This window comes from Pseudomonas sp. Soil_N_39, from assembly GCF_057655955.1.
Genome location: NZ_JBDGLI010000022.1, coordinates 1 through 18,360 on the forward strand (window position 1 = coordinate 1; position 18,360 = coordinate 18,360).

Here is an 18,360-nt window from a genome sequence, read left to right on the forward strand (position 1 = left end):
GGCCGCCGCGAAGGGCCATCCATGGCCCAGCGCGGCTATCCCGGCATCCATGCCGGGATGCCCACTGCGCAATACCTTCGTTCAGCCATCGTGGTTAACGGGGCGCCCGAGATCAACGTCCACCGCGAGGCGGCCTGAGAGCCGACCTGGCTCTTGGTGGGACCGCGTTTTTTCCTGTGGGATGAGTGTGGGAGCGAGCTTGCTTGCGATGGCGGTGGTTCAGTCACAGGGATGTTGGGTTTGCTGGCCTCATCGCGAGCAAGCTCGCTCCCACAGGTGATCTTGGGTGCTCATAAGTCTTGTGTTCACCACAGGCCCATTGTGGGAGCGAGCTTGCTCGCGATAGCGGTGGTTCAGCTAAATAGATGCTGGGATATGTCCCGCTCTTGCTCTTGCTCTTGCTCTTGCTCTTGCTCTTGCTCTTGCTCTTGCTCTTGCTCTTGCTCTTGCTCTTGCTCTTGCTCTTGCTTTGGCTCTTGATCTTGATCTGGGCGCCCCGTTAAACCACGCTGGCCGAACGCAGGCATTGCGCAGTGGGCATCCCGGCATGGATGCCGGGATAGCCGCGCTGGGCCATGGATGGCCCTTCGCGGCGGGCCCACGGAGCAATGCCGGAGTGAGGGCACACCGAGCCTAGGCGAGGTGCCGAGTGGTGGGGCAAAGCGCTTTTGGTTACTTTTGGCGCTCTTCCAAAAGTGACCCGCTGTAAGAGCGGAACCGCCAGCCGCCGTTACAAAAAAAACGGATATACACACCAACCCACGCCTCTCGGCTATCGCGAGCTTACCGCTTACCGCTTACCGCTTACCGCTTACGGCGCATACGGCATCACCCGCTTGTGCTCAGTCTTACGATAGGTCTCACAAATGATCCTGGCCGCCTCTTCGCGAACCGGTTGGCCGTGCAGGAAAGCATCGATCTCGGCATAGGTCACACCGTGGGAAGCTTCGTCCGGCTTGCCTGGCGACAGGTCTTCAAGATCGGCGGTGGGGACTTTTTCCACCAGCGATTCCGGTGCGCCAAAGTCACGGGCGATGGCCCGGACCTGGTTTTTCACCAGGCCGCTCAACGGCGCCAGGTCGCAGGCGCCGTCACCGAACTTGGTGAAAAAACCCATGACCGCTTCGGCCGCATGGTCGGTGCCGATCACCAGGCCCTGCTCGGCCCCAGCGATGGTGTATTGCGCCAGCATGCGCATCCGCGCCTTGGTATTGCCCAGCACGAAATCCCGCGAGACCACCGCCTTGCCTTCGAACGCCGCGACTTGCTCGGCCAAGGCCTTGACCGCCGGGCCAATATTGACGGTATGGCGCTCGTCCGGGTCGATGAAGTCCAAGCAGGCCTGTGCTTCATGCTCGTCGAACTGGGTTTCGTACGGCAGGCGCACAGCGATGAACCTATAGGCCGCGTTACCGGTTTTCTCCCGCAGTTCGCGCACGGCACGCTGGGCCAGCAGCCCGGCGGTCAGCGAGTCGACGCCACCGCTGATGCCCAGCACGAGGGACTTGAGCCCGGAATTGACCAGGCAATCCTGGATAAAGCTCACTCGCCGGGCGATTTCGGCCTTGAGGGCGGCGTCATCGGCGAACGGTGGCTGGACCTTGAGCTGTTCAGCAATCTCACGCTGTACGGCTTGCATGAATTCACTCCTTGCTTGATGTGTCAGAAAGGGCGGCAGGTACTTGGAAAACGTGTCGCATGTAGGCGACGAAATTCGGGTCCTTGCAGTGGGTCTTGCCGGGCTCGTCTGAAATCTTGGCCACGGGTTGCCCGTCACAGCTGATCATTTTAAGCACGATGCTCATGGGCTCGACACCCGGGATGTCGCAGGTCAGGTTGGTGCCAATACCGAAGCTGACATTAATGCGACCACGCAACGCCCGAAAAATCTCCAGGCATTTGGGCAATGTCAGGCTATCGGAGAACACCAGGGTCTTGCTCATCGGGTCGATGCCGAGCTTGTGGTAGTGGGCAATGGCCTTTTCGGCCCAGATCACCGGGTCACCGGAGTCATGGCGCAAACCGTCGAACAGCTTGGCGAAGAACAGATCGAAATCCTTGAGGAAGGCGTCCATGGTGATGCAGTCGGTGAGGGCGATCCCCAGCAGGCCCCGGTACTCGCGCACCCAGCAATCGAGGGCGGCGATCTGGCTGTCGATCAGTCGCGGACCCAGTTGCTGGTGGGCCATGATCCACTCGTGGGCCATGGTGCCCAGGGGTTTCATGTCCAGTTCCCGAGACAGGTGCACATTGCTGGTGCCGACGAAACGCCCGGGGAAATCATGCTTGAGCACGTTGACCACTTCTTCCTGGACGCGGAAGGAAAACCGCCGACGGGTGCCGAAATCCGCGACTTGCAATTCGGACAGCTCATCGGCGCTGGCGTTGGCGCTCAGCCAGTCGAACTTGCGATACAACTGCTCGCGGGCCTGCTCCAGGACGATTTCGCGGTAGCGATAGCGGTTGCGCACTTCGCTGACGATGGCCAGCAGCGGCACCTCGAACAGAATCACATGCAGCCACGGCCCGCGCAGGCGGATGAACAGCTCACCGTTGTCGATACCGGTGTGCACGTAGCGCAGGTTGAAGCGAAACAGCCCCAGGAACCGCAGGAAGTCCGGCTTGAGGAAGCTGATGCGCTCCAGGAAACCCAACTGGTCGGCGCTCAGGTTCAGTTCCGCCAGGCGCTCGATCTGGAAGCGGATCTCCGCCAGGTACGGACGCAGGTCTTCGCTGTTGCGGCAACGAAACTCCCACTCGACTTCGACGTTGGGGTAGTTGTGCAGCACCGCCTGCATCATCGTCAGTTTGTAGAAGTCGGTGTCGAGCAGGTTCTGCACGATACGATCGGCAAATACGCTCTCGCTCATAGGGTTCTCCAGACAGGCCGCGGCAGTGGGCAGTGAGGTTCGGCGGTTTTTAGTGAACGGCTAGTGGCGCATATCATTCATGATGATTGCCAGTTTTTTTTGGTCACCGGGTCTTTTTCGGCAAAGAGAGCTATCTGTGGCGAGGGGATTTAGCGAAACGTCGCACCGCCCCGCTGTGGGAGCAAGGCTTGCCCGCGATACAGGCGACTCGGTTTCCGGGAAACCGTGGCGGATTCTTCGCGGGCAAGCCTTGCTCCCACAGGTTCGCGTCGGGTTATGCCGGTATATCCGGGCTGTCGATCTGCTCCAGCATCCACTCCACAAAAAGCCGCACCTTGGGCACTTCCGCCGAATGTTCCGGGTAGGCCAGGTAATAGGCGCTGGTGCTAGGCATCGCGTGGGGCCAGGGGATGACCAGTTTGCCGTCGGCCAGTTCTTCTTCCACCAGAAACCGTGGCAGCAAGGCGACGCCGCAGCCGACCTGGGCGGCCCGGATGCACATGTAGAAGGTTTCGAAACGCGGCCCGTGGTAGCTGTGTTCGGTGTGGTAGCCCTGGCTGTCGAACCAGTCGTGCCAGGCCTGGGGCCGCGAAGCGTTTTGCAGCAGCACCAGCTCGGCCAATTGGGTCGGGTCGGTGAAGGGTTGCTCAGGCAGGCTGCCGGGGGCGCAGACTGGCACCAGCTCTTCGTCGAACAATCTCAGGGATTCGGTGCCAGGGCGTGAACCCTGGCCGAAGTAGAACGCCAAGTCGCTGCGCCCCTGCTGCAAGTCGTCGGCTTCCTGCTCGCTGCACAGGTCCAGATGAATTTTCGGATGGCGCAGGCGCCAACCCTTCAGGCGGGGCACCAGCCAGCGGGCGCCGAACGTTGGAGGCGTGGAGACACGCAGCACTTCGGTATCGCCGCCGTAGGAACGCAGGTAGTGGGTGGACATCTCCACCTGGGTGAGGATTTTTCGCACTTCCCCCAAGTACAACTCTCCGGCCGGTGTCAGCTGCAAGCGACGGCGCACGCGCCGGAACAGCAGGTGCTGCAACAACTCCTCAAGCTGGGCGACTTGTTTACTGACGGCGCTCTGGGTCAGATGGAGCTCTTCGGCGGCACGGGTAAAGCTCAGGTGGCGGGTCACGGCTTCGAAGCACTGGAGTGCGGTGATCGACGGCAAATAGCGCTTATTGAGCATGACGAGGGCCTTTTTCTTGTTGCTCTATAAATCGAGACAGGGGCAGCATGAATAAACGGAATGATATCTCGCTTAATGGTCGTTTGTTGGCAAGACTCGAGCCAGCTAAAACTAGAGGCCTGAGTAGACGGTAATTGTCCGTCTGCCAATCCTTCATCGCTCGTTTAGAGGAGTTACCCCATGGTTGCTGCATTGCTTGATCGTCTGGGCGTCAATCCGGCCCTGTACCAGGGCGGCACACAGCCGGTGCATTCGCCTATCGATGGCAGTCGCATCGGTGCCGTGAACTGGGAAGGCGCCGCTGAAGTCGAGCAGCAGGTCAGCCGTGCCGAACACGCCTTTGACCTGTGGCGCCAAGTACCGGCCCCGCGTCGCGGCGAGCTGGTGCGTCAATTCGGCGACCTGCTGCGTGAATACAAGGCCGATCTTGGCGAGCTGGTGTCGTGGGAAGCTGGCAAGATCACCCAGGAAGGCCTGGGTGAAGTGCAAGAGATGATCGACATCTGCGACTTCGCCGTCGGCCTGTCCCGCCAGCTGTACGGCCTGACCATCGCCTCCGAGCGCCCGGGCCACCACATGCGTGAGTCCTGGCATCCGTTGGGCGTGGTCGGGGTGATCAGTGCCTTCAACTTCCCCGTCGCGGTCTGGGCCTGGAACACCACGCTGGCCCTGGTCTGCGGCAACTCGGTGATCTGGAAGCCCTCGGAAAAGACCCCGCTCACCGCCCTGGCGTGCCAGGCGCTGTTCGAACGCGTGCTGAAGAACTTCAGCGACGCACCGCCGTACCTGAGCCAGGTGATCATCGGCGGTCGCGATGCCGGTGAAGCCCTGGTGGATGACCCGCGCGTGGCCTTGATCAGCGCCACCGGCAGCACTCGCATGGGCCGTGAGGTGGCACCGAAAGTCGCCGCGCGTTTCGCCCGCAGCATTCTCGAACTGGGCGGTAACAACGCCATGATCCTGGCGCCGAGCGCCGACCTGGACATGGCCGTGCGCGCCATCCTGTTCAGCGCCGTCGGCACCGCCGGTCAGCGTTGCACCACTCTGCGCCGGCTGATCGCCCATGAGTCGGTGAAGGAAGAAATCGTCACCCGCCTCAAGGCCGCTTATTCGAAAGTGCGCATCGGCCATCCGTTGGAAGGCAACCTGGTCGGGCCACTGATCGACAAGCACAGCTTCGACGGTATGCAGGACGCGCTGGAGCAGGCCTTGAGCGAAGGCGGTAAGGTGTTTGGCGGTAAACGTCAGTTGGAAGACCAGTTCCCGAATGCCTATTACGTCTCGCCAGCCATCGTCGAGATGCCCGAGCAGAGTGATGTGGTGCGCCACGAAACCTTCGCACCGATCCTGTACGTGGTTGGCTACAAGGACTTTGCCGAGGCCTTGCACTTGAACAATGCCGTGCCCCAGGGCCTGTCGTCCTGCATCTTCACCACCGATGTGCGTGAAGCCGAGCAGTTCATGTCGGCGGTGGGCAGCGACTGCGGCATCGCCAACGTCAACATCGGCCCGAGCGGCGCGGAAATCGGCGGCGCATTCGGTGGAGAAAAAGAAACCGGCGGCGGTCGCGAATCCGGCTCCGACGCCTGGCGCGGCTACATGCGGCGCCAGACCAACACCGTGAACTACTCACTGGAGTTGCCGTTGGCCCAGGGGATTACCTTCGACTGAGGTCGAGCCAACGAAAATCCCCTGTGGGAGCGAGCTTGCTCGCGATGGCGGCGGCACATTCAATAAGATGTGACTGACAGACCGCTATCGCGAGCAAGCTCGCTCCCACACTGAATAGTGTGATGGTTGGGTTTCTTTTTCGGAGTCTGGCAATGCCGTTACGCGAAGAATGTCTGTGGGAAAAACTGACGCCGCAAAGGCCTGAAAACACTGCCCTCACCGGCGAAATCACGGTCGATGTCTGTGTGATCGGTGCAGGGTTCACCGGGCTGTCGGCGGCGGTGCACTTGCTTGAGCAAGGTAAGCGCGTGGCTGTGCTGGAAGCCCATCGGGCCGGGCAGGGTGGATCGGGGCGCAACGTCGGCCTGGTGAACGCCGGGCTGTGGATCCCGCCGGATGACATCGAGGCCGGATTCGGCGAGGCGGTGGGCAGCCAGCTCAACCGCATGCTGGGCGCCGCACCGGCCCTGGTGTTCAGCCTCATCGATAAATACAACATTGATTGCCAGTTGCGCCGCGAAGGCACCTTGCACATGGCCCATAACGCCCGGGGCGAGGCCGACCTACGCAGTCGCGAAGCACAATGGAAACGCCGTGGCGCCCCGGTGGAGTTGCTCACCGGCCAGGCCTGTGCCGAGGCCACCGGCACGGCGAAAATCGCCGCGGCATTGCTCGACCGCCGTGCCGGCACGCTCAATCCGATGGCCTACACCAGCGGGCTGGCCAAGGCCGCCACGGACCTGGGCGGCCAGTTGTTCGACCACTCGCCGGTGACGCGCCTGGAACGCCAAGGCCAGCGCTGGTCGGTGCAGACCGCCCAGGGTTCGGTGCTGACCGAGCAGGTGGTGATTGCCTCCAATGCCTACACCGAGGGTGACTGGACCGAACTGCGGCGCAATTTTTTCCCCGGTTATTACTATCAGGTCGCTTCCGTCCCGCTGACCGACGAGGCCGCCCAACGCATTCTGCCGGGCGGGCAGGGTTCGTGGGATACCCGCCAGGTGTTGAGCAGCATCCGCCGGGACAAGGACGGCCGTTTGCTGCTGGGCAGCCTGGGCAACGGCAACCGCAAGCCGACCTGGTTTCTCAAGGCTTGGGCCGACCGGGTGCAGCAACACTATTTTCCTTATCTCAAACCGGTGGAGTGGGAGTGCACCTGGACCGGTTGCATCGCCTTCACCCCCGATCATTTGATGCGCCTGTTCGAACCCGCTCCGGGGCTGGTGGCCGTGACCGGCTACAACGGCCGGGGCGTGACCACCGGCACGGTGGTGGGCAAGGCGTTCGCCGATTACCTGTGTCACGGCAATGCCCAGGCCCTGCCGATCCCGTTCGCGCCCATGCAGTCGTTGGCCGGGGTGGGATTGCGCAGCTGCCTGTATGAGGCGGGCTTTTCGCTGTATCACGCGGGCCAGTGCCTGCGGATCGTCATTTGAGTGTTGAAAATTGTTGCTGGAAGCCGCGTTTTCCGGCGTAGCGTCTAGCCTGTTATGGTGCGGGTTGTAGCAGTCGCGCACCGACAGTGTGCAGTTCGGTGACGTGGGTTGTTACACAGTGGTTGCACGTCGTTTCGTGCGATGGTTGCAATGATGGCTCATGGAGGGTTTCACCTATTTAGATAAAAGGTTGCACCTCACGCGGTTTAGACGGTTGCACGCCCCATGAAAAAGGGCCCGAAACAGTCGAAATAACAATAAAGCAGCGACTTTTTTCAGAATAAAAAACCGATGGCACGGCCCTTGCTCTGAGCTTCTCAGTGAAATGAAGTCGCAGTGCCAACTAAAAAAAACCTTGGAGCACCACCTCATGTCCCAGACGTTTTACAAGAAAGGTTTCCTGGCCCTCGCAGTGGCAGCTGCACTGGGTGTTTCTGCGTTTGCTCAAGCTGATGTGAAAATTGGTGTGGCGGGGCCGATGACCGGCGCCAACGCGGCATTTGGCGAGCAGTACATGAAAGGGGCGCAGGCAGCGGCCGATGCGGTCAACGCGGCGGGTGGCGTGAACGGCGAGAAGATCGTACTGGTCAAGGGCGATGACGCCTGCGAACCGAAACAGGCTGTTACCGTGGCCAAGGACCTGACCAACCAGAAAGTGGCGGGCGTGGTCGGTCACTTCTGCTCCTCGTCGACCATTCCGGCCTCCGAGATCTACGACGAAGCAGGCATCATCGCAATCACCCCGGGTTCGACCAACCCGGCTGTTACCGAGCGCGGCCTGAGCGCCATGTTCCGCATGTGCGGGCGTGATGACCAGCAGGGCATCGTCGCCGGCGACTACATTGTCGACGTGCTCAAGGGCAAGAAAGTCGTTGTGCTGCATGACAAGGACACCTACGGCCAGGGCCTGGCGGATGCGACCAAGGCTCAACTGGCCAAGCGCGGCGTGACGCCAGTGCTGTATGAAGGCCTGACCCGTGGTGAAAAAGACTTCAGCACCATCGTCACCAAGATCCGCGGCGCCGGCGCCGACGTCGTCTACTTCGGCGGTCTGCATCCGGAAGCCGGTCCCCTGGTTCGTCAACTGCGTGAGCAAGGCCTCAAAGACGTCAAGTTCATGTCCGACGACGGTATCGTGACCGACGAGCTGGTCACCACCGCTGGCGGCCCGCAATTTGTCGATGGCGTGCTGATGACCTTCGGTGCCGACCCACGCCTGCTGCCAGACAGCAAGGCTGTAGTGGATGCATTCCGTGCCAAGGGCACTGAGCCGGAAGGCTACACCCTGTACGCCTACGCTTCGGTTCAGACCCTCGCGGCGGCCTTTAATGGCGCCAAGAAAAACGATGGCGAAGCTGCGGCCAAGTGGCTCAAGGCTAACCCAGTCAAGACCGTGATGGGCGAGAAGACCTGGGACGCCAAGGGCGACCTGAAAGTCTCCGACTACGTGGTTTACCAGTGGGACAAGGACGGCAAATACCACCAGCTGGAAAAACAGAAGTAAACACGATCGGCTAGATCCCCCGATTCCATGTGGGGCGTGCCTGCTCGCGATGGCGGACTGACAGGCGACATCTTCGTTGAATGTCCGTCCGCTCTCGCTGGCAGGCCAGCGTCCACAAGGGTTGTAGTGTTCTGACTGACATTGCTCCGACGTAAATCTGTATTTTCCTTAGAAGAACCGCACACTCAAGGGTGTGCAGGTTCTCACTGCGTGAGATTGCGTTATGGATGGTATTTTCCTGCAGCAACTGGTCAACGGCCTGACCCTCGGGTCGGTCTATGGCCTGATCGCCATCGGCTACACAATGGTCTATGGCATCATCGGCATGATCAACTTCGCCCATGGCGAGGTTTACATGATCTCTGCGTACCTCGCGGCGATCAGTCTGGCTCTGCTGGCATACTTCGGTATTGAATCCTTTCCCCTGCTGATGCTCGGTACGCTGATCTTCACCATCGTCGTCACGGCGGTGTATGGCTGGGTCATCGAACGTGTCGCCTACAAACCCCTGCGTAACTCTACCCGCCTGGCACCGCTGATCAGCGCCATCGGTATTTCGCTGATCCTGCAAAACTATGCACAGATCGCCCAGGGTGCGAAGCAACAAGGCGTCCCAACCCTGCTGACGGGGGCTTGGCGCGTCGAAGTCGGCACAGGATTCGTGCAACTGACTTACACCAAGGTTTTCATTCTGATCGCAGCGTTTGCGGGGATGGCCCTGCTGACCTACATCATCAAGTACACCAAGCTGGGCCGCATGTGCCGCGCGACCCAGCAAGACCGCAAGATGGCCTCGATCCTGGGGATCAATACCGACCGCGTGATTTCCTACGTATTCATCATCGGTGCCGCGATGGCGGCCCTGGCCGGCGTGCTGATCACCATGAACTACGGCACGTTCGACTTCTATGCCGGATTCATCATTGGCATCAAGGCATTCACCGCAGCGGTCCTCGGCGGGATCGGCTCATTGCCGGGGGCGATGCTCGGCGGGATCATTCTCGGGATCTCCGAGTCGCTGTTCTCGGGCCTGGTCAACTCGGACTACAAAGACGTCTTCAGCTTCTCGCTGCTCGTTCTCGTTCTGGTCTTTCGGCCCCAAGGCCTGCTCGGCCGTCCTCTTGTGTCGAAGGTGTAAGCGATGTCTTCAACCACTAAAAAAACCATTGATCTCAAAAGAAGCCTGGTTGACGCGATTCTTGCCGGTCTGGTCGCCCTGATTGTGTTCGGCCCGATTGTCGGCGTAGTCCTGGACGGCTACGGCTTCAACATGGAAACGACTCGGGTGGCTTGGATTGTCGCCATCGTCATGGCTGGCCGCTTTGCCCTGGGCCTGTTCCTGCAAACGCCCAAGGGCCTGGAAATTCTTGAAGGCTTCGAAAGCACTGGCTCCGGGGTTCATGTACTGCCACCTGACTACAAGACCCGATTGCGCTGGATCATCCCGCTGGTGATTGTCATCGCCGTGGTGTTCCCGTTTTTCTCCAACTCGTACCTGCTGGGCGTAGTCATCCTTGGGCTGATCTACGTACTGCTCGGCTTGGGGTTGAACATCGTGGTGGGCCTGGCGGGTCTGCTTGACCTCGGTTATGTGGCGTTCTACGCCATCGGTGCCTATGGACTGGCTCTCGGGTATCAATACTTGGGGCTGGGTTTCTGGACAGTGCTGCCATTGGCCGCGATCACGGCGGGGCTGGCCGGCTGCATCCTCGGTTTCCCGGTATTGCGCCTGCACGGTGACTACCTGGCAATCGTGACCCTGGGCTTTGGTGAAATCATCCGGCTGGTCCTCAATAACTGGCTGTCCCTGACCGGCGGCCCGAATGGCATGCCGGCACCACTGCCAACCTTCTTCGGCCTGGAGCTCGGTAAAAGAGCGAAGGACGGCGGCATACCTTTCCATGAGTTTTTCGGCATCGCCTACAACCCGGACGTGAAGTATTACTTCATCTACGCGGTGTTGTTCCTCGTCGTGCTGGCCGTGCTGTACATCAAGCATCGCTTGACCCGCATGCCGGTCGGTCGTGCCTGGGAAGCCCTGCGTGAAGATGAAATCGCCTGCCGCTCAATGGGCCTGAACCACGTTCTGGTCAAACTCTCGGCATTCACCATCGGCGCCTCGACGGCCGGCTTGGCCGGGGTGTTCTTCGCCACTTACCAAGGCTTCGTCAACCCGACATCGTTCACCTTCTTCGAATCGGCCCTGATCCTCGCCATTGTGGTGCTGGGTGGCATGGGCTCGACCATTGGCGTGGTGATTGCGGCCTTCGTGCTGACCGTGGCCCCGGAACTGCTGCGCGGCTTCGCGGAGTATCGGGTGCTGCTGTTCGGCATACTGATGGTGTTGATGATGATCTGGCGCCCTCGCGGGCTGATCCGCATCAGCCGCACAGGTGTGACGCCGCGTAAAGGAGTAGCGCCATGAGCGAAGTCGTACTCTCCGTCGAAAACCTGATGATGCAATTTGGTGGGATCAAGGCCCTCAACGACGTCAGCCTGCAAGTCAAACGCAACTCGATCTTCGCCCTGATCGGCCCCAACGGTGCGGGCAAGACTACGGTGTTCAACTGCCTGACCGGGTTCTACAAGGCCACGGGTGGCAAGATCGAACTCAATGTGCGCGGCGAGCGGACCAACGTCATCAAGCTGCTGGGCGAAGCATTTCGCCCGACGGACTTCGTGTCGCCGAAATCCTTCGCCAGCCGGATGTACTACAAGATGTTCGGTGGCACCCATCTGGTGAACCGCGCTGGCCTGGCGCGTACTTTCCAGAACATTCGCCTGTTCAAGGAAATGTCGGTGTTGGAAAACCTGCTAGTGGCTCAGCATATGTGGGTCAATCGCAGTTTGGTGGCGGGCATCCTCAACACCAAGGGCTACCGCAAGGCTGAAAGCGATGCCCTGGACCATGCCTTCTACTGGCTGGAAGTGGTGGACTTGGTGGATTGTGCCAACCGCCTCGCCGGGGAGCTTTCCTACGGCCAGCAACGGCGTCTGGAAATTGCCCGGGCCATGTGCACCCGACCGCAGATCATCTGTCTCGACGAACCGGCCGCCGGCCTCAACCCTCAGGAAACCGAAGCGCTGAGCGCGATGATCCGGCTGCTGCGCGACGAGCACGATCTGACCGTAGTGCTGATCGAACACGACATGGGCATGGTAATGAGCATTTCCGACCACATCGTGGTGCTGGACCACGGCACCGTGATCGCCGAGGGCGGTCCTGAGGCGATTCGCAACGATCCGAAAGTGATTGCGGCCTACCTGGGTGCCGACGAAGAGGAGCTGGTATGAGTGGACCTATCCTCGAGCTCAAGGAATTGGACGTGTTCTACGGGCCGATCCAGGCCTTGAAAAAAGTCTCGCTGCACATTGGTGAAGGGGAAACCGTGAGCCTGATCGGCTCCAACGGTGCCGGCAAGTCCACGCTGCTGATGTCGATTTTCGGCCAGCCGCGAGCGGCGGGTGGGCAGATCATTTACCAGGGCGTGGACATCACCCACAAGTCGTCCCATTACATTGCGTCCCACGGTATTGCGCAGTCGCCGGAAGGGCGGCGGGTGTTCCCTGACATGACCGTCGAGGAAAACCTGCTGATGGGCACCATTCCCATCGGTGACAAGTACGCCAGCGAAGACATGCAACGCATGTTCGAGCTGTTCCCACGGCTCAAGGAGCGGCGCAACCAGCGGGCCATGACCATGTCCGGCGGCGAGCAGCAAATGCTCGCCATCGCCCGGGCATTGATGAGCCGGCCGAAGTTGTTGCTGCTCGATGAACCGAGCCTGGGACTGGCGCCGATCGTGGTGAAACAGATCTTCGCCACCTTGCGTGAACTGGCCTCCACCGGGATGACCATTTTCCTGGTGGAACAGAACGCCAACCACGCCCTCAAGCTGTCGGACCGGGCCTATGTGATGGTCAACGGCGAAATCCGCCTGACCGGCACCGGCAAGGAACTGCTCGCCAACGAGGAGGTACGCAACGCGTACCTGGGCGGGCATTGAAGCGACTGCGGCAATGAAAAAACCGGCGAGGAATCGCCGGTTTTTTTATCTCTCCAAACCACCACTTTCCCCCTTGTGGGAGCGAGCTTGCTCGCGATAGCGGCGGTTCAGTCAACATCAATGTCGGCTGATCCACCGCTATCGCGAGCAAGCTCGCTCCCACAGGGATTTGTACCGTTTTCAGAATTGTGGACAACAATCCTGAGCCCCTGCGAAACCGCGACATAAAGTCGCCGCAAACAGTTGTTTTGTCACGGTTTTGACTTGTCCCCGTTTGCTGTGGAACTGGCTGTGGGTAACGTGGGAGTAGCTGGCTGAAAGCCTTTGAATACGTGGCTTGCAGGGTTGTGATCGTTTTTTGATCAGGCATTTTTGGTCAAGCGGGAGCGGCTGTTGTCAACACTTTTATGAGCACGGGAATGGGCTCGAAAGACGGTGGGCAAGCCTGTGGATAAGTCTGTGACTAAACTCTGGAAAGACTGCGCTGAGCGCCGTCGTTACTGGCTTGGAGCCATCGCCCATCGCGCACTGGCTTATAGCAGATAACTCGCGCTGCACAACCTCGCTTGCAGGGTCAAGCGAAAAAATTTTCCAAATACCCCGCAAAGCCTTATGCACAGCGGCTTGTGGGGTTTGCACTTGCCCCCGATTACTGTGGACGTGCCTGTGGATAAGGTGCGCGCAACCGGCTGCGGGCCTTGTTGGGCAAGGCCTGGCGGGAATTGGTTGTTTTATGAGCAGCTGTGGGCCAAAAGCTCATGCGCAAGCCTTGCCCCTGGTGTGCCAGGCCGGGCATGCTGTGGACCGATTTCCATTCAATGGCTTTTGAAGTTCAAACAAGGAGAACACGATGTCTGACACCCTGTTTATCACCGGCGCAACGTCTGGTTTTGGTGAGGCCTGTGCCCGTCGTTTTGCCGAGGCCGGTTGGAAACTGGTGCTGACCGGTCGTCGTGAAGAACGCCTCAATGCTCTCTGCGCGGAGTTGTCAAAGCAGACCGAGGTCCATGGCCTGGTCCTTGACGTGCGTGATCGCAAGGCCATGGAAGAGGCCATCGCCAACCTGCCGCCGTCCTTCGCCAAGTTGCGCGGGCTGATCAACAACGCCGGCCTGGCCCTGGGCGTCGACCCGGCACCCAAGTGCGACCTCGATGACTGGGACACCATGGTCGACACCAATGTGAAAGGGCTGCTCTACAGCACCCGCCTGCTGTTGCCACGCCTGATCGCCCATGGCCGTGGGGCCGGAATCGTCAACCTGGGTTCCATCGCTGGCAACTACCCGTATCCGGGCAGCCATGTGTATGGCGCGAGCAAGGCGTTCGTCAAACAGTTCTCCCTGAACCTGCGTTGCGACCTGCAAGGCACGGGCGTGCGGGTGAGCAACATCGAGCCGGGCCTGTGCGAGAGCGAGTTCTCCCTGGTGCGCTTCGGTGGCGATCAGGAGCGCTACAACGCGACCTACGCCGGGGCCGAGCCGATCCAGCCACAGGACATCGCCGATACGATTTTCTGGGTGCTCAACACGCCGGCACACATCAACATCAACAGCCTGGAGCTGATGCCGGTGAGCCAGACCTGGGCTGGTTTCGCCATTGAGCGCAACAAAACATAAGACCGCGCTATCGTTCATCGCGGGCAAGCCTTGCTCCCACAGGTTTTGATTCATTTCTGGGAAGTAGGGCTGTTCCCACAGGCTTGATCTATCCCTGGGGGAGCAGGGCTGCTCAAATCCCTGTGGGAGCAAGGCTTGCCCGCGATAGCGGTTTGCCAATCAGCCTAGATAATCGGCCAGCCCGCGATAGCAGGTCAGCAGGTGATACGGCGTGGTGGACGGCATGTCCCGGCGGCTTACCCTGCCGTCGGCGTCCAGGCATTCGTTCCAGCCCTTGGCATGCAGGAAATGCTGCTGCAGCGCCTGCAATTGACGCAGCAACACGCCCTGGTGACCTGGGCGCAATGTGAGTGCCCGCAAGTACTCCGCTTGAGCCCAGATGCGTTGGGTGACATCGCGTGGGCCGGCCTGTGGTTCCAGGGCCAGCATCGCGCAAACGGCGCCGGAGTTCGGATCGACGCCGCGTTGTTCGGTATGGCTGAAGCTGCGCTGCAGGGCGGTGTGCAACTTGCCGTTGCGCAACAGGGGCGATGAGGCCAGCAAGTAATACCATTCGAACTGGTGACCCGGCTCGAACCAGTTATCCACAGCCTTGAGCGGTTTTTCCATCATGACCCGTTGCTGCGGTTCGATGAAATGCTTGGCCATGCCGTCGCACAGGCTCAACAATGCCTGACGGACGTTGGCGTCGTCGCGGACCGAGAGGGTGGCGAGGAAGGCTTCGGCCAGGTGCATCAAGGGGTTCTGCAACGGGCCGGAGCCGGTCGTCGACCAATCGCGCTTGAGGCTGGCTTCGTAGAGACCGTCGGTGTTGGCAAAGCGCTGGGCGATGACCTCCAGGCTGGCGTTGAGCACCGACTCCACCAGCGGTTCGCGGACCTTGCCCCAGTAATGGGCGCAGGCGAACAGGATAAAGGCGTGGGTGTAGAGGTCTTTGCCGGTGTCCAGCGGCGCGCCCTGGGGGTCGATGCTGTAGAACCAGCCGCCGTGTTCGGCATCGTGGAAATGACGCTGTAGCGAGCGGAACAGGGCACTGGCCCGATCCTCGGCCTGGGGCACTTCGCCAATCAGGCTGGCGAACACATACAACTGCCGCGCACAGGCCATGGCGCGGTAGCGCTGGGGCGGCAGTGGTGCATGTCCGGCATCCAGTGATTCATAGGGCAGCGCCAGTTCGGCATTCCAGCCCGGGCCTTGCCACATTGGCACGATCACGTCGTGAAAATGCTGACGCACTGTTGCGAACAGGGCGGTCAATTCAGGCTGGGGAGCGGGGCGGGAAGCATCAGGCATGGGCGGACGTCGTCACGGCTGGGGGCGATTGCGCGACATGGTAGCAGAGTGACCGACTCCAGAGAGATGGCGCCTGCAAGTCCGTCATCGCGAGCAAGCTCGCTCCCACAGGGGCCGGTGTACCTCGATCAAGGTGTGAAGCAGGCTCGCTCCCACAGGGGCCGGTGTACCTCGATCAAGGTGTGAAGCAGGCTGGCTCCCACGGGGCCGGTGTACCCCGATCAAACTGTGGGAGCGAGCTTGCTCGCGATAGCGGCCAGGCAGGCGCTAGAGAATCAACTCGCCAACAACCACACCCCAGCTCCCGCCGAAGCAGCCCCAACCAACCTGACCAATGGCGCCGCCGCCCGCGGCAATACCCGCACCAGCGCAAAACCTGCGCCATGCAGCGCCGCCGTGGCCGCGACGAAACCTGCCGCATAGGCCCACGGGCTCGACATGTCTGGCAGTTCCAAGCCATGGGCCACGCCATGGAACAGCGCGAACAGCGCGGTTGCACCGACCGCCAGGCTCAACGGCGGACGCACCGCCAGTGCCACCGCCAGGCCCAGGGCGAGCACCGAGGCAGCGATCCCGCTTTCCAGCGCCGGCAGCTCCAGGCCTTCAAAGCCCAGCAGGCCGCCGAGCAGCATCGTACCGACGAAGGTGCATGGCAGTGCCCAACGCGCGGCGCCTTGTTGTTGCGCGGCCCACAGGCCGACCGCCAGCATCGCCAGCAAATGGTCGAGCCCGCCGATGGGGTGGCCGAGGCCGGCGATCAGGCCATTGTCGCCATGGCCGGGGTGGGCGAAGGCCAGGGCCGGGGTCAGCAGCAGGGCGAGGGCGCCGAGGATGCGTTTGAACGTCATGGATAAGCTTCCTTGTTGTCAGTCGGAAAAATCAGGCGGCGCTCAGCAGGCCCTGGCGCTCGATGAAGGCGATGATGTCGTCCAGCCCCTGGCCGGTCTTCTGGTTGCTGAACACGAAAGGCTTGCCGTTGCGCATCCGCCGGGTGTCGCTGTCCATCATCTCCAGGGACGCGCCCACCAGGGGGGCCAAGTCGATTTTGTTGATGACCAGCAGGTCGGATTTGCAAATACCCGGCCCGCCCTTGCGCGGCAGCTTGTCGCCGGCCGAGACGTCGATCACATAGATCGTCAGGTCCGACAGCTCCGGGCTGAAGGTCGCCGACAGGTTGTCGCCGCCCGATTCCACCAGGATCAGATCCAGGCCCGGGAAGCGCCGGTTCAACTGGTCCACCGCCTCAAGGTTGATCGAGGCATCTTCGCGAATCGCCGTGTGCGGGCAGCCGCCGGTCTCCACGCCGATGATCCGCTCGGGCGCCAGGGCTTCGTTGCGCACCAGGAAATCGGCGTCTTCGCGGGTGTAGATGTCGTTGGTGACTACCGCCAGGTTGTAGCGTTCACGTAGAGCCAGGCACAGGGCCAGGGTCAGGGCGGTCTTGCCGGAACCCACCGGACCGCCGATACCGACGCGCAGAGGTTGTGTATTCATGTGTGTCTCCTAGGAACGGAACAGGCGGCTGTACTGGCGCTCATGGGCCATGCACGCCAGGGACAGGCCAAACGCGGCGCTGCCGTAATGATCGGGGTCGATGTTCGAGGCGTTGTGCTGAGCCTGCTGCAACAGTGGCAACAGTTCGCTGGTCAGGCGCTGGGCTGCTTGCTGGCCCAGGGGCAGGGTTTTCATCAGCACCGCCAGTTGGTTTTCCAGCCAACTCCACAGCCAGGCGGCGAGGGCGTCCTGGGGGGCGATCTGCCAGGCGCGGGCGGCCAGGGCCCAGCCCAGTGCCAGATGCGGCTCGCTGCGCTGTTCAAGACTGAGCTGTTCAAGAAAGCCGCGCGCGGCACGGTCAAGCTCCGGCAGACCGACGAGCAATTGCTGCAACGAGTAGCCCATCTGCCGGCTCTCCTGATACAGCTCACGGGTTTCCCGGCTGGCGCGGTGCTCTTGGCAACGTTGCAGCAGCGCGTCCCAATCGTCAGCGGCGGCTGCGGTGCAGTGTGCCAGCAGCAAGGGCGCTTCGAAGCGTGCCAGGTTCAGCAGCAATTGATCGCTGATCCAGCGCCGTGCGTCATCGGGGTTTTTCACTTGGCCATTGTCCACCGCCATCTCCAGCCCCTGGGAATAGCTGTAGCCGCCAATCGGCAACTGCGGGCTGGCTAGGCGCAGCAGCGCCCAGGCCGGATTCATGTGCGCACGCCAAACTGATGCAGGCGCGGCGCGTAGTTGAAGTCTTCGTCGCCATGCCGGGAGTGATGATGGCCGCCGCCATAGGCGCCGTGTTCCGGCTGGAACGGGGCCTCGATGGATTCGACGCTGGCGCCCAGTTGCTCGAGCATCGCCTTGAGCACGTAATCGTCCAGCAGGCGCAGCCAGCCATCGCCGACTTGCAGGGCCACGTGGCGATTGCCCAGGTGGTAGGCGGCGCGGGTCAGTTCGAAGGCGTTGGCGCAGGTGACGTGCAGCAATTGTTCGGCACGGGCGCAGACGCGCACGATGCGCCCGTCTTCGGCCTGCAGGCATTCGCCGTCGTACAGCGGCGGCTGGCCTCGCTCCAGGAACAACCCCACGTCTTCACCTTCGGCACTGAAACAGCGCAGACGGCTTTTGCTGCGGGCGTCGAAGGTCAGGTGCAGCTCGGCGTCCCAGCGCGGTTGAGTGTCGATTCTGCGGTGAATCACCAGCATCGGAGTGCTTCCAGCAATGAACAGTGCTGTGTTTAGAGCAAGGGGCTTGCCAATCGAAGGAGGTGTAGGAAATAGCGGGTATGGCGTTTCA

Annotated in this window: 16 protein-coding genes; 8 read left to right on the plus strand and 8 right to left on the minus strand. The window is 61.2% G+C overall.

What is annotated here, in order from left to right; translation table 11 throughout:
* Positions 1-811 precede the first annotated feature (811 nt).
* The 3 genes from nadE to AC3A5O_RS24825 form a co-directional block, all read right to left on the minus strand.
* A complete protein-coding gene (gene nadE / locus AC3A5O_RS24815; protein ID WP_487753855.1) occupies positions 812-1,639 on the minus strand; it encodes an NAD(+) synthase in 828 nt (275 codons plus the stop codon).
* Positions 1,640-1,643: 4 nt separating this feature from the next.
* Positions 1,644-2,870: a nicotinate phosphoribosyltransferase gene (gene pncB / locus AC3A5O_RS24820; protein ID WP_122567288.1), complete on the minus strand. Its 1,227-nt coding sequence runs from the start codon at positions 2,868-2,870 to the stop codon at positions 1,644-1,646.
* A 274-nt stretch (positions 2,871-3,144) separates the two neighbouring features.
* Positions 3,145-4,053 carry a LysR family transcriptional regulator gene (locus AC3A5O_RS24825; protein ID WP_305469483.1) on the minus strand — a complete coding sequence of 303 codons (909 nt, stop codon included), beginning with the start codon at positions 4,051-4,053 and terminating at the stop codon, positions 3,145-3,147.
* 180 nt (positions 4,054-4,233) lie between these two features.
* On the opposite strand from AC3A5O_RS24825, the gene amaB reads away from it, so the two are divergent.
* The 8 genes from amaB (at position 4,234) to AC3A5O_RS24865 (ending at position 14,286) form a co-directional block, all read left to right on the plus strand.
* Positions 4,234-5,724, plus strand: a complete 1,491-nt coding sequence (gene amaB / locus AC3A5O_RS24830; RefSeq protein ID WP_305482489.1) for an L-piperidine-6-carboxylate dehydrogenase — start codon at positions 4,234-4,236, stop codon at positions 5,722-5,724.
* A 152-nt stretch (positions 5,725-5,876) separates the two neighbouring features.
* A complete protein-coding gene (gene amaA, locus AC3A5O_RS24835) occupies positions 5,877-7,160 on the plus strand; it encodes an L-pipecolate oxidase (RefSeq protein ID WP_487753856.1) in 1,284 nt (427 codons plus the stop codon).
* Between the two features lie 370 nt (positions 7,161-7,530).
* Complete coding sequence (locus AC3A5O_RS24840; protein WP_122567284.1) at positions 7,531-8,664, plus strand: branched-chain amino acid ABC transporter substrate-binding protein; 1,134 nt, start codon at positions 7,531-7,533, stop codon at positions 8,662-8,664.
* A gap of 223 nt (positions 8,665-8,887) precedes the next feature.
* Positions 8,888-9,802, plus strand: coding sequence for an ABC transporter permease subunit (locus tag AC3A5O_RS24845; protein ID WP_046064350.1), 915 nt, complete (start codon positions 8,888-8,890; stop codon positions 9,800-9,802).
* Positions 9,803-9,805: 3 nt separating this feature from the next.
* On the plus strand, positions 9,806-11,089 hold the full coding sequence (gene livM / locus AC3A5O_RS24850; RefSeq protein ID WP_122567283.1) for a high-affinity branched-chain amino acid ABC transporter permease LivM: 1,284 nt from the start codon (positions 9,806-9,808) through the stop codon (positions 11,087-11,089).
* Positions 11,086-11,958, plus strand: a complete 873-nt coding sequence (locus tag AC3A5O_RS24855) for an ABC transporter ATP-binding protein (protein ID WP_122567282.1) — start codon at positions 11,086-11,088, stop codon at positions 11,956-11,958. Before livM ends, AC3A5O_RS24855 begins: the two co-directional genes overlap by 4 nt.
* On the plus strand, positions 11,955-12,671 hold the full coding sequence (locus AC3A5O_RS24860) for an ABC transporter ATP-binding protein (RefSeq protein WP_122567281.1): 717 nt from the start codon (positions 11,955-11,957) through the stop codon (positions 12,669-12,671). The genes AC3A5O_RS24855 and AC3A5O_RS24860 overlap by 4 nt, the downstream gene beginning before the upstream one ends.
* Positions 12,672-13,521: 850 nt before the next feature.
* Positions 13,522-14,286, plus strand: coding sequence for an SDR family oxidoreductase (locus tag AC3A5O_RS24865; RefSeq protein ID WP_095963256.1), 765 nt, complete (start codon positions 13,522-13,524; stop codon positions 14,284-14,286).
* Between the two features lie 159 nt (positions 14,287-14,445).
* Here AC3A5O_RS24865 and AC3A5O_RS24870 read toward each other — a convergent pair whose 3' ends face one another.
* The 5 genes from AC3A5O_RS24870 to ureE all read right to left on the minus strand — a co-directional run bounded on the left by AC3A5O_RS24870 (position 14,446) and on the right by ureE (position 18,269).
* Positions 14,446-15,579, minus strand: coding sequence for an AGE family epimerase/isomerase (locus AC3A5O_RS24870; protein WP_305491616.1), 1,134 nt, complete (start codon positions 15,577-15,579; stop codon positions 14,446-14,448).
* 275 nt (positions 15,580-15,854) lie between these two features.
* The gene (locus AC3A5O_RS24875; RefSeq protein ID WP_305482492.1) at positions 15,855-16,427 is read right to left on the minus strand and encodes a HupE/UreJ family protein; all 573 of its coding nucleotides are present in this window, start codon (positions 16,425-16,427) and stop codon (positions 15,855-15,857) included.
* 31 nt (positions 16,428-16,458) lie between these two features.
* Positions 16,459-17,073 carry an urease accessory protein UreG gene (gene ureG / locus AC3A5O_RS24880; RefSeq protein WP_060739393.1) on the minus strand — a complete coding sequence of 205 codons (615 nt, stop codon included), beginning with the start codon at positions 17,071-17,073 and terminating at the stop codon, positions 16,459-16,461.
* Positions 17,074-17,082: 9 nt separating this feature from the next.
* On the minus strand, positions 17,083-17,772 hold the full coding sequence (locus AC3A5O_RS24885) for an urease accessory protein UreF (protein WP_305491617.1): 690 nt from the start codon (positions 17,770-17,772) through the stop codon (positions 17,083-17,085).
* Positions 17,769-18,269 (minus strand): urease accessory protein UreE, encoded by a 501-nt coding sequence (ureE, locus tag AC3A5O_RS24890; RefSeq protein ID WP_060739391.1) that lies wholly within the window; start codon positions 18,267-18,269, stop codon positions 17,769-17,771. Before ureE ends, AC3A5O_RS24885 begins: the two co-directional genes overlap by 4 nt.
* Positions 18,270-18,360: the final 91 nt, after the last annotated feature.

Excerpts from the sequence above, each read along its gene's own strand:
- AC3A5O_RS24860 (WP_122567281.1), top strand. The coding sequence starts at position 11,955 with ATGAGTGGACCTATCCTCGAGCTCAAGGAATTGGACGTGTTCTACGGG.
- amaB (WP_305482489.1), top strand. The coding sequence starts at position 4,234 with ATGGTTGCTGCATTGCTTGATCGTCTGGGCGTCAATCCGGCCCTGTAC.
- AC3A5O_RS24825 (WP_305469483.1), bottom strand. The coding sequence starts at position 4,053 with ATGCTCAATAAGCGCTATTTGCCGTCGATCACCGCACTCCAGTGCTTC.
- AC3A5O_RS24870 (WP_305491616.1), bottom strand. The coding sequence starts at position 15,579 with ATGCCTGATGCTTCCCGCCCCGCTCCCCAGCCTGAATTGACCGCCCTG.
- AC3A5O_RS24865 (WP_095963256.1), top strand. The coding sequence starts at position 13,522 with ATGTCTGACACCCTGTTTATCACCGGCGCAACGTCTGGTTTTGGTGAG.
- AC3A5O_RS24885 (WP_305491617.1), bottom strand. The coding sequence starts at position 17,772 with ATGAATCCGGCCTGGGCGCTGCTGCGCCTAGCCAGCCCGCAGTTGCCG.
- ureG (WP_060739393.1), bottom strand. The coding sequence starts at position 17,073 with ATGAATACACAACCTCTGCGCGTCGGTATCGGCGGTCCGGTGGGTTCC.
- AC3A5O_RS24875 (WP_305482492.1), bottom strand. The coding sequence starts at position 16,427 with ATGACGTTCAAACGCATCCTCGGCGCCCTCGCCCTGCTGCTGACCCCG.
- ureE (WP_060739391.1), bottom strand. The coding sequence starts at position 18,269 with ATGCTGGTGATTCACCGCAGAATCGACACTCAACCGCGCTGGGACGCC.
- AC3A5O_RS24840 (WP_122567284.1), top strand. The coding sequence starts at position 7,531 with ATGTCCCAGACGTTTTACAAGAAAGGTTTCCTGGCCCTCGCAGTGGCA.
- livM (WP_122567283.1), top strand. The coding sequence starts at position 9,806 with ATGTCTTCAACCACTAAAAAAACCATTGATCTCAAAAGAAGCCTGGTT.
- pncB (WP_122567288.1), bottom strand. The coding sequence starts at position 2,870 with ATGAGCGAGAGCGTATTTGCCGATCGTATCGTGCAGAACCTGCTCGAC.
- AC3A5O_RS24855 (WP_122567282.1), top strand. The coding sequence starts at position 11,086 with ATGAGCGAAGTCGTACTCTCCGTCGAAAACCTGATGATGCAATTTGGT.
- AC3A5O_RS24845 (WP_046064350.1), top strand. The coding sequence starts at position 8,888 with ATGGATGGTATTTTCCTGCAGCAACTGGTCAACGGCCTGACCCTCGGG.
- nadE (WP_487753855.1), bottom strand. The coding sequence starts at position 1,639 with ATGCAAGCCGTACAGCGTGAGATTGCTGAACAGCTCAAGGTCCAGCCA.
- amaA (WP_487753856.1), top strand. The coding sequence starts at position 5,877 with ATGCCGTTACGCGAAGAATGTCTGTGGGAAAAACTGACGCCGCAAAGG.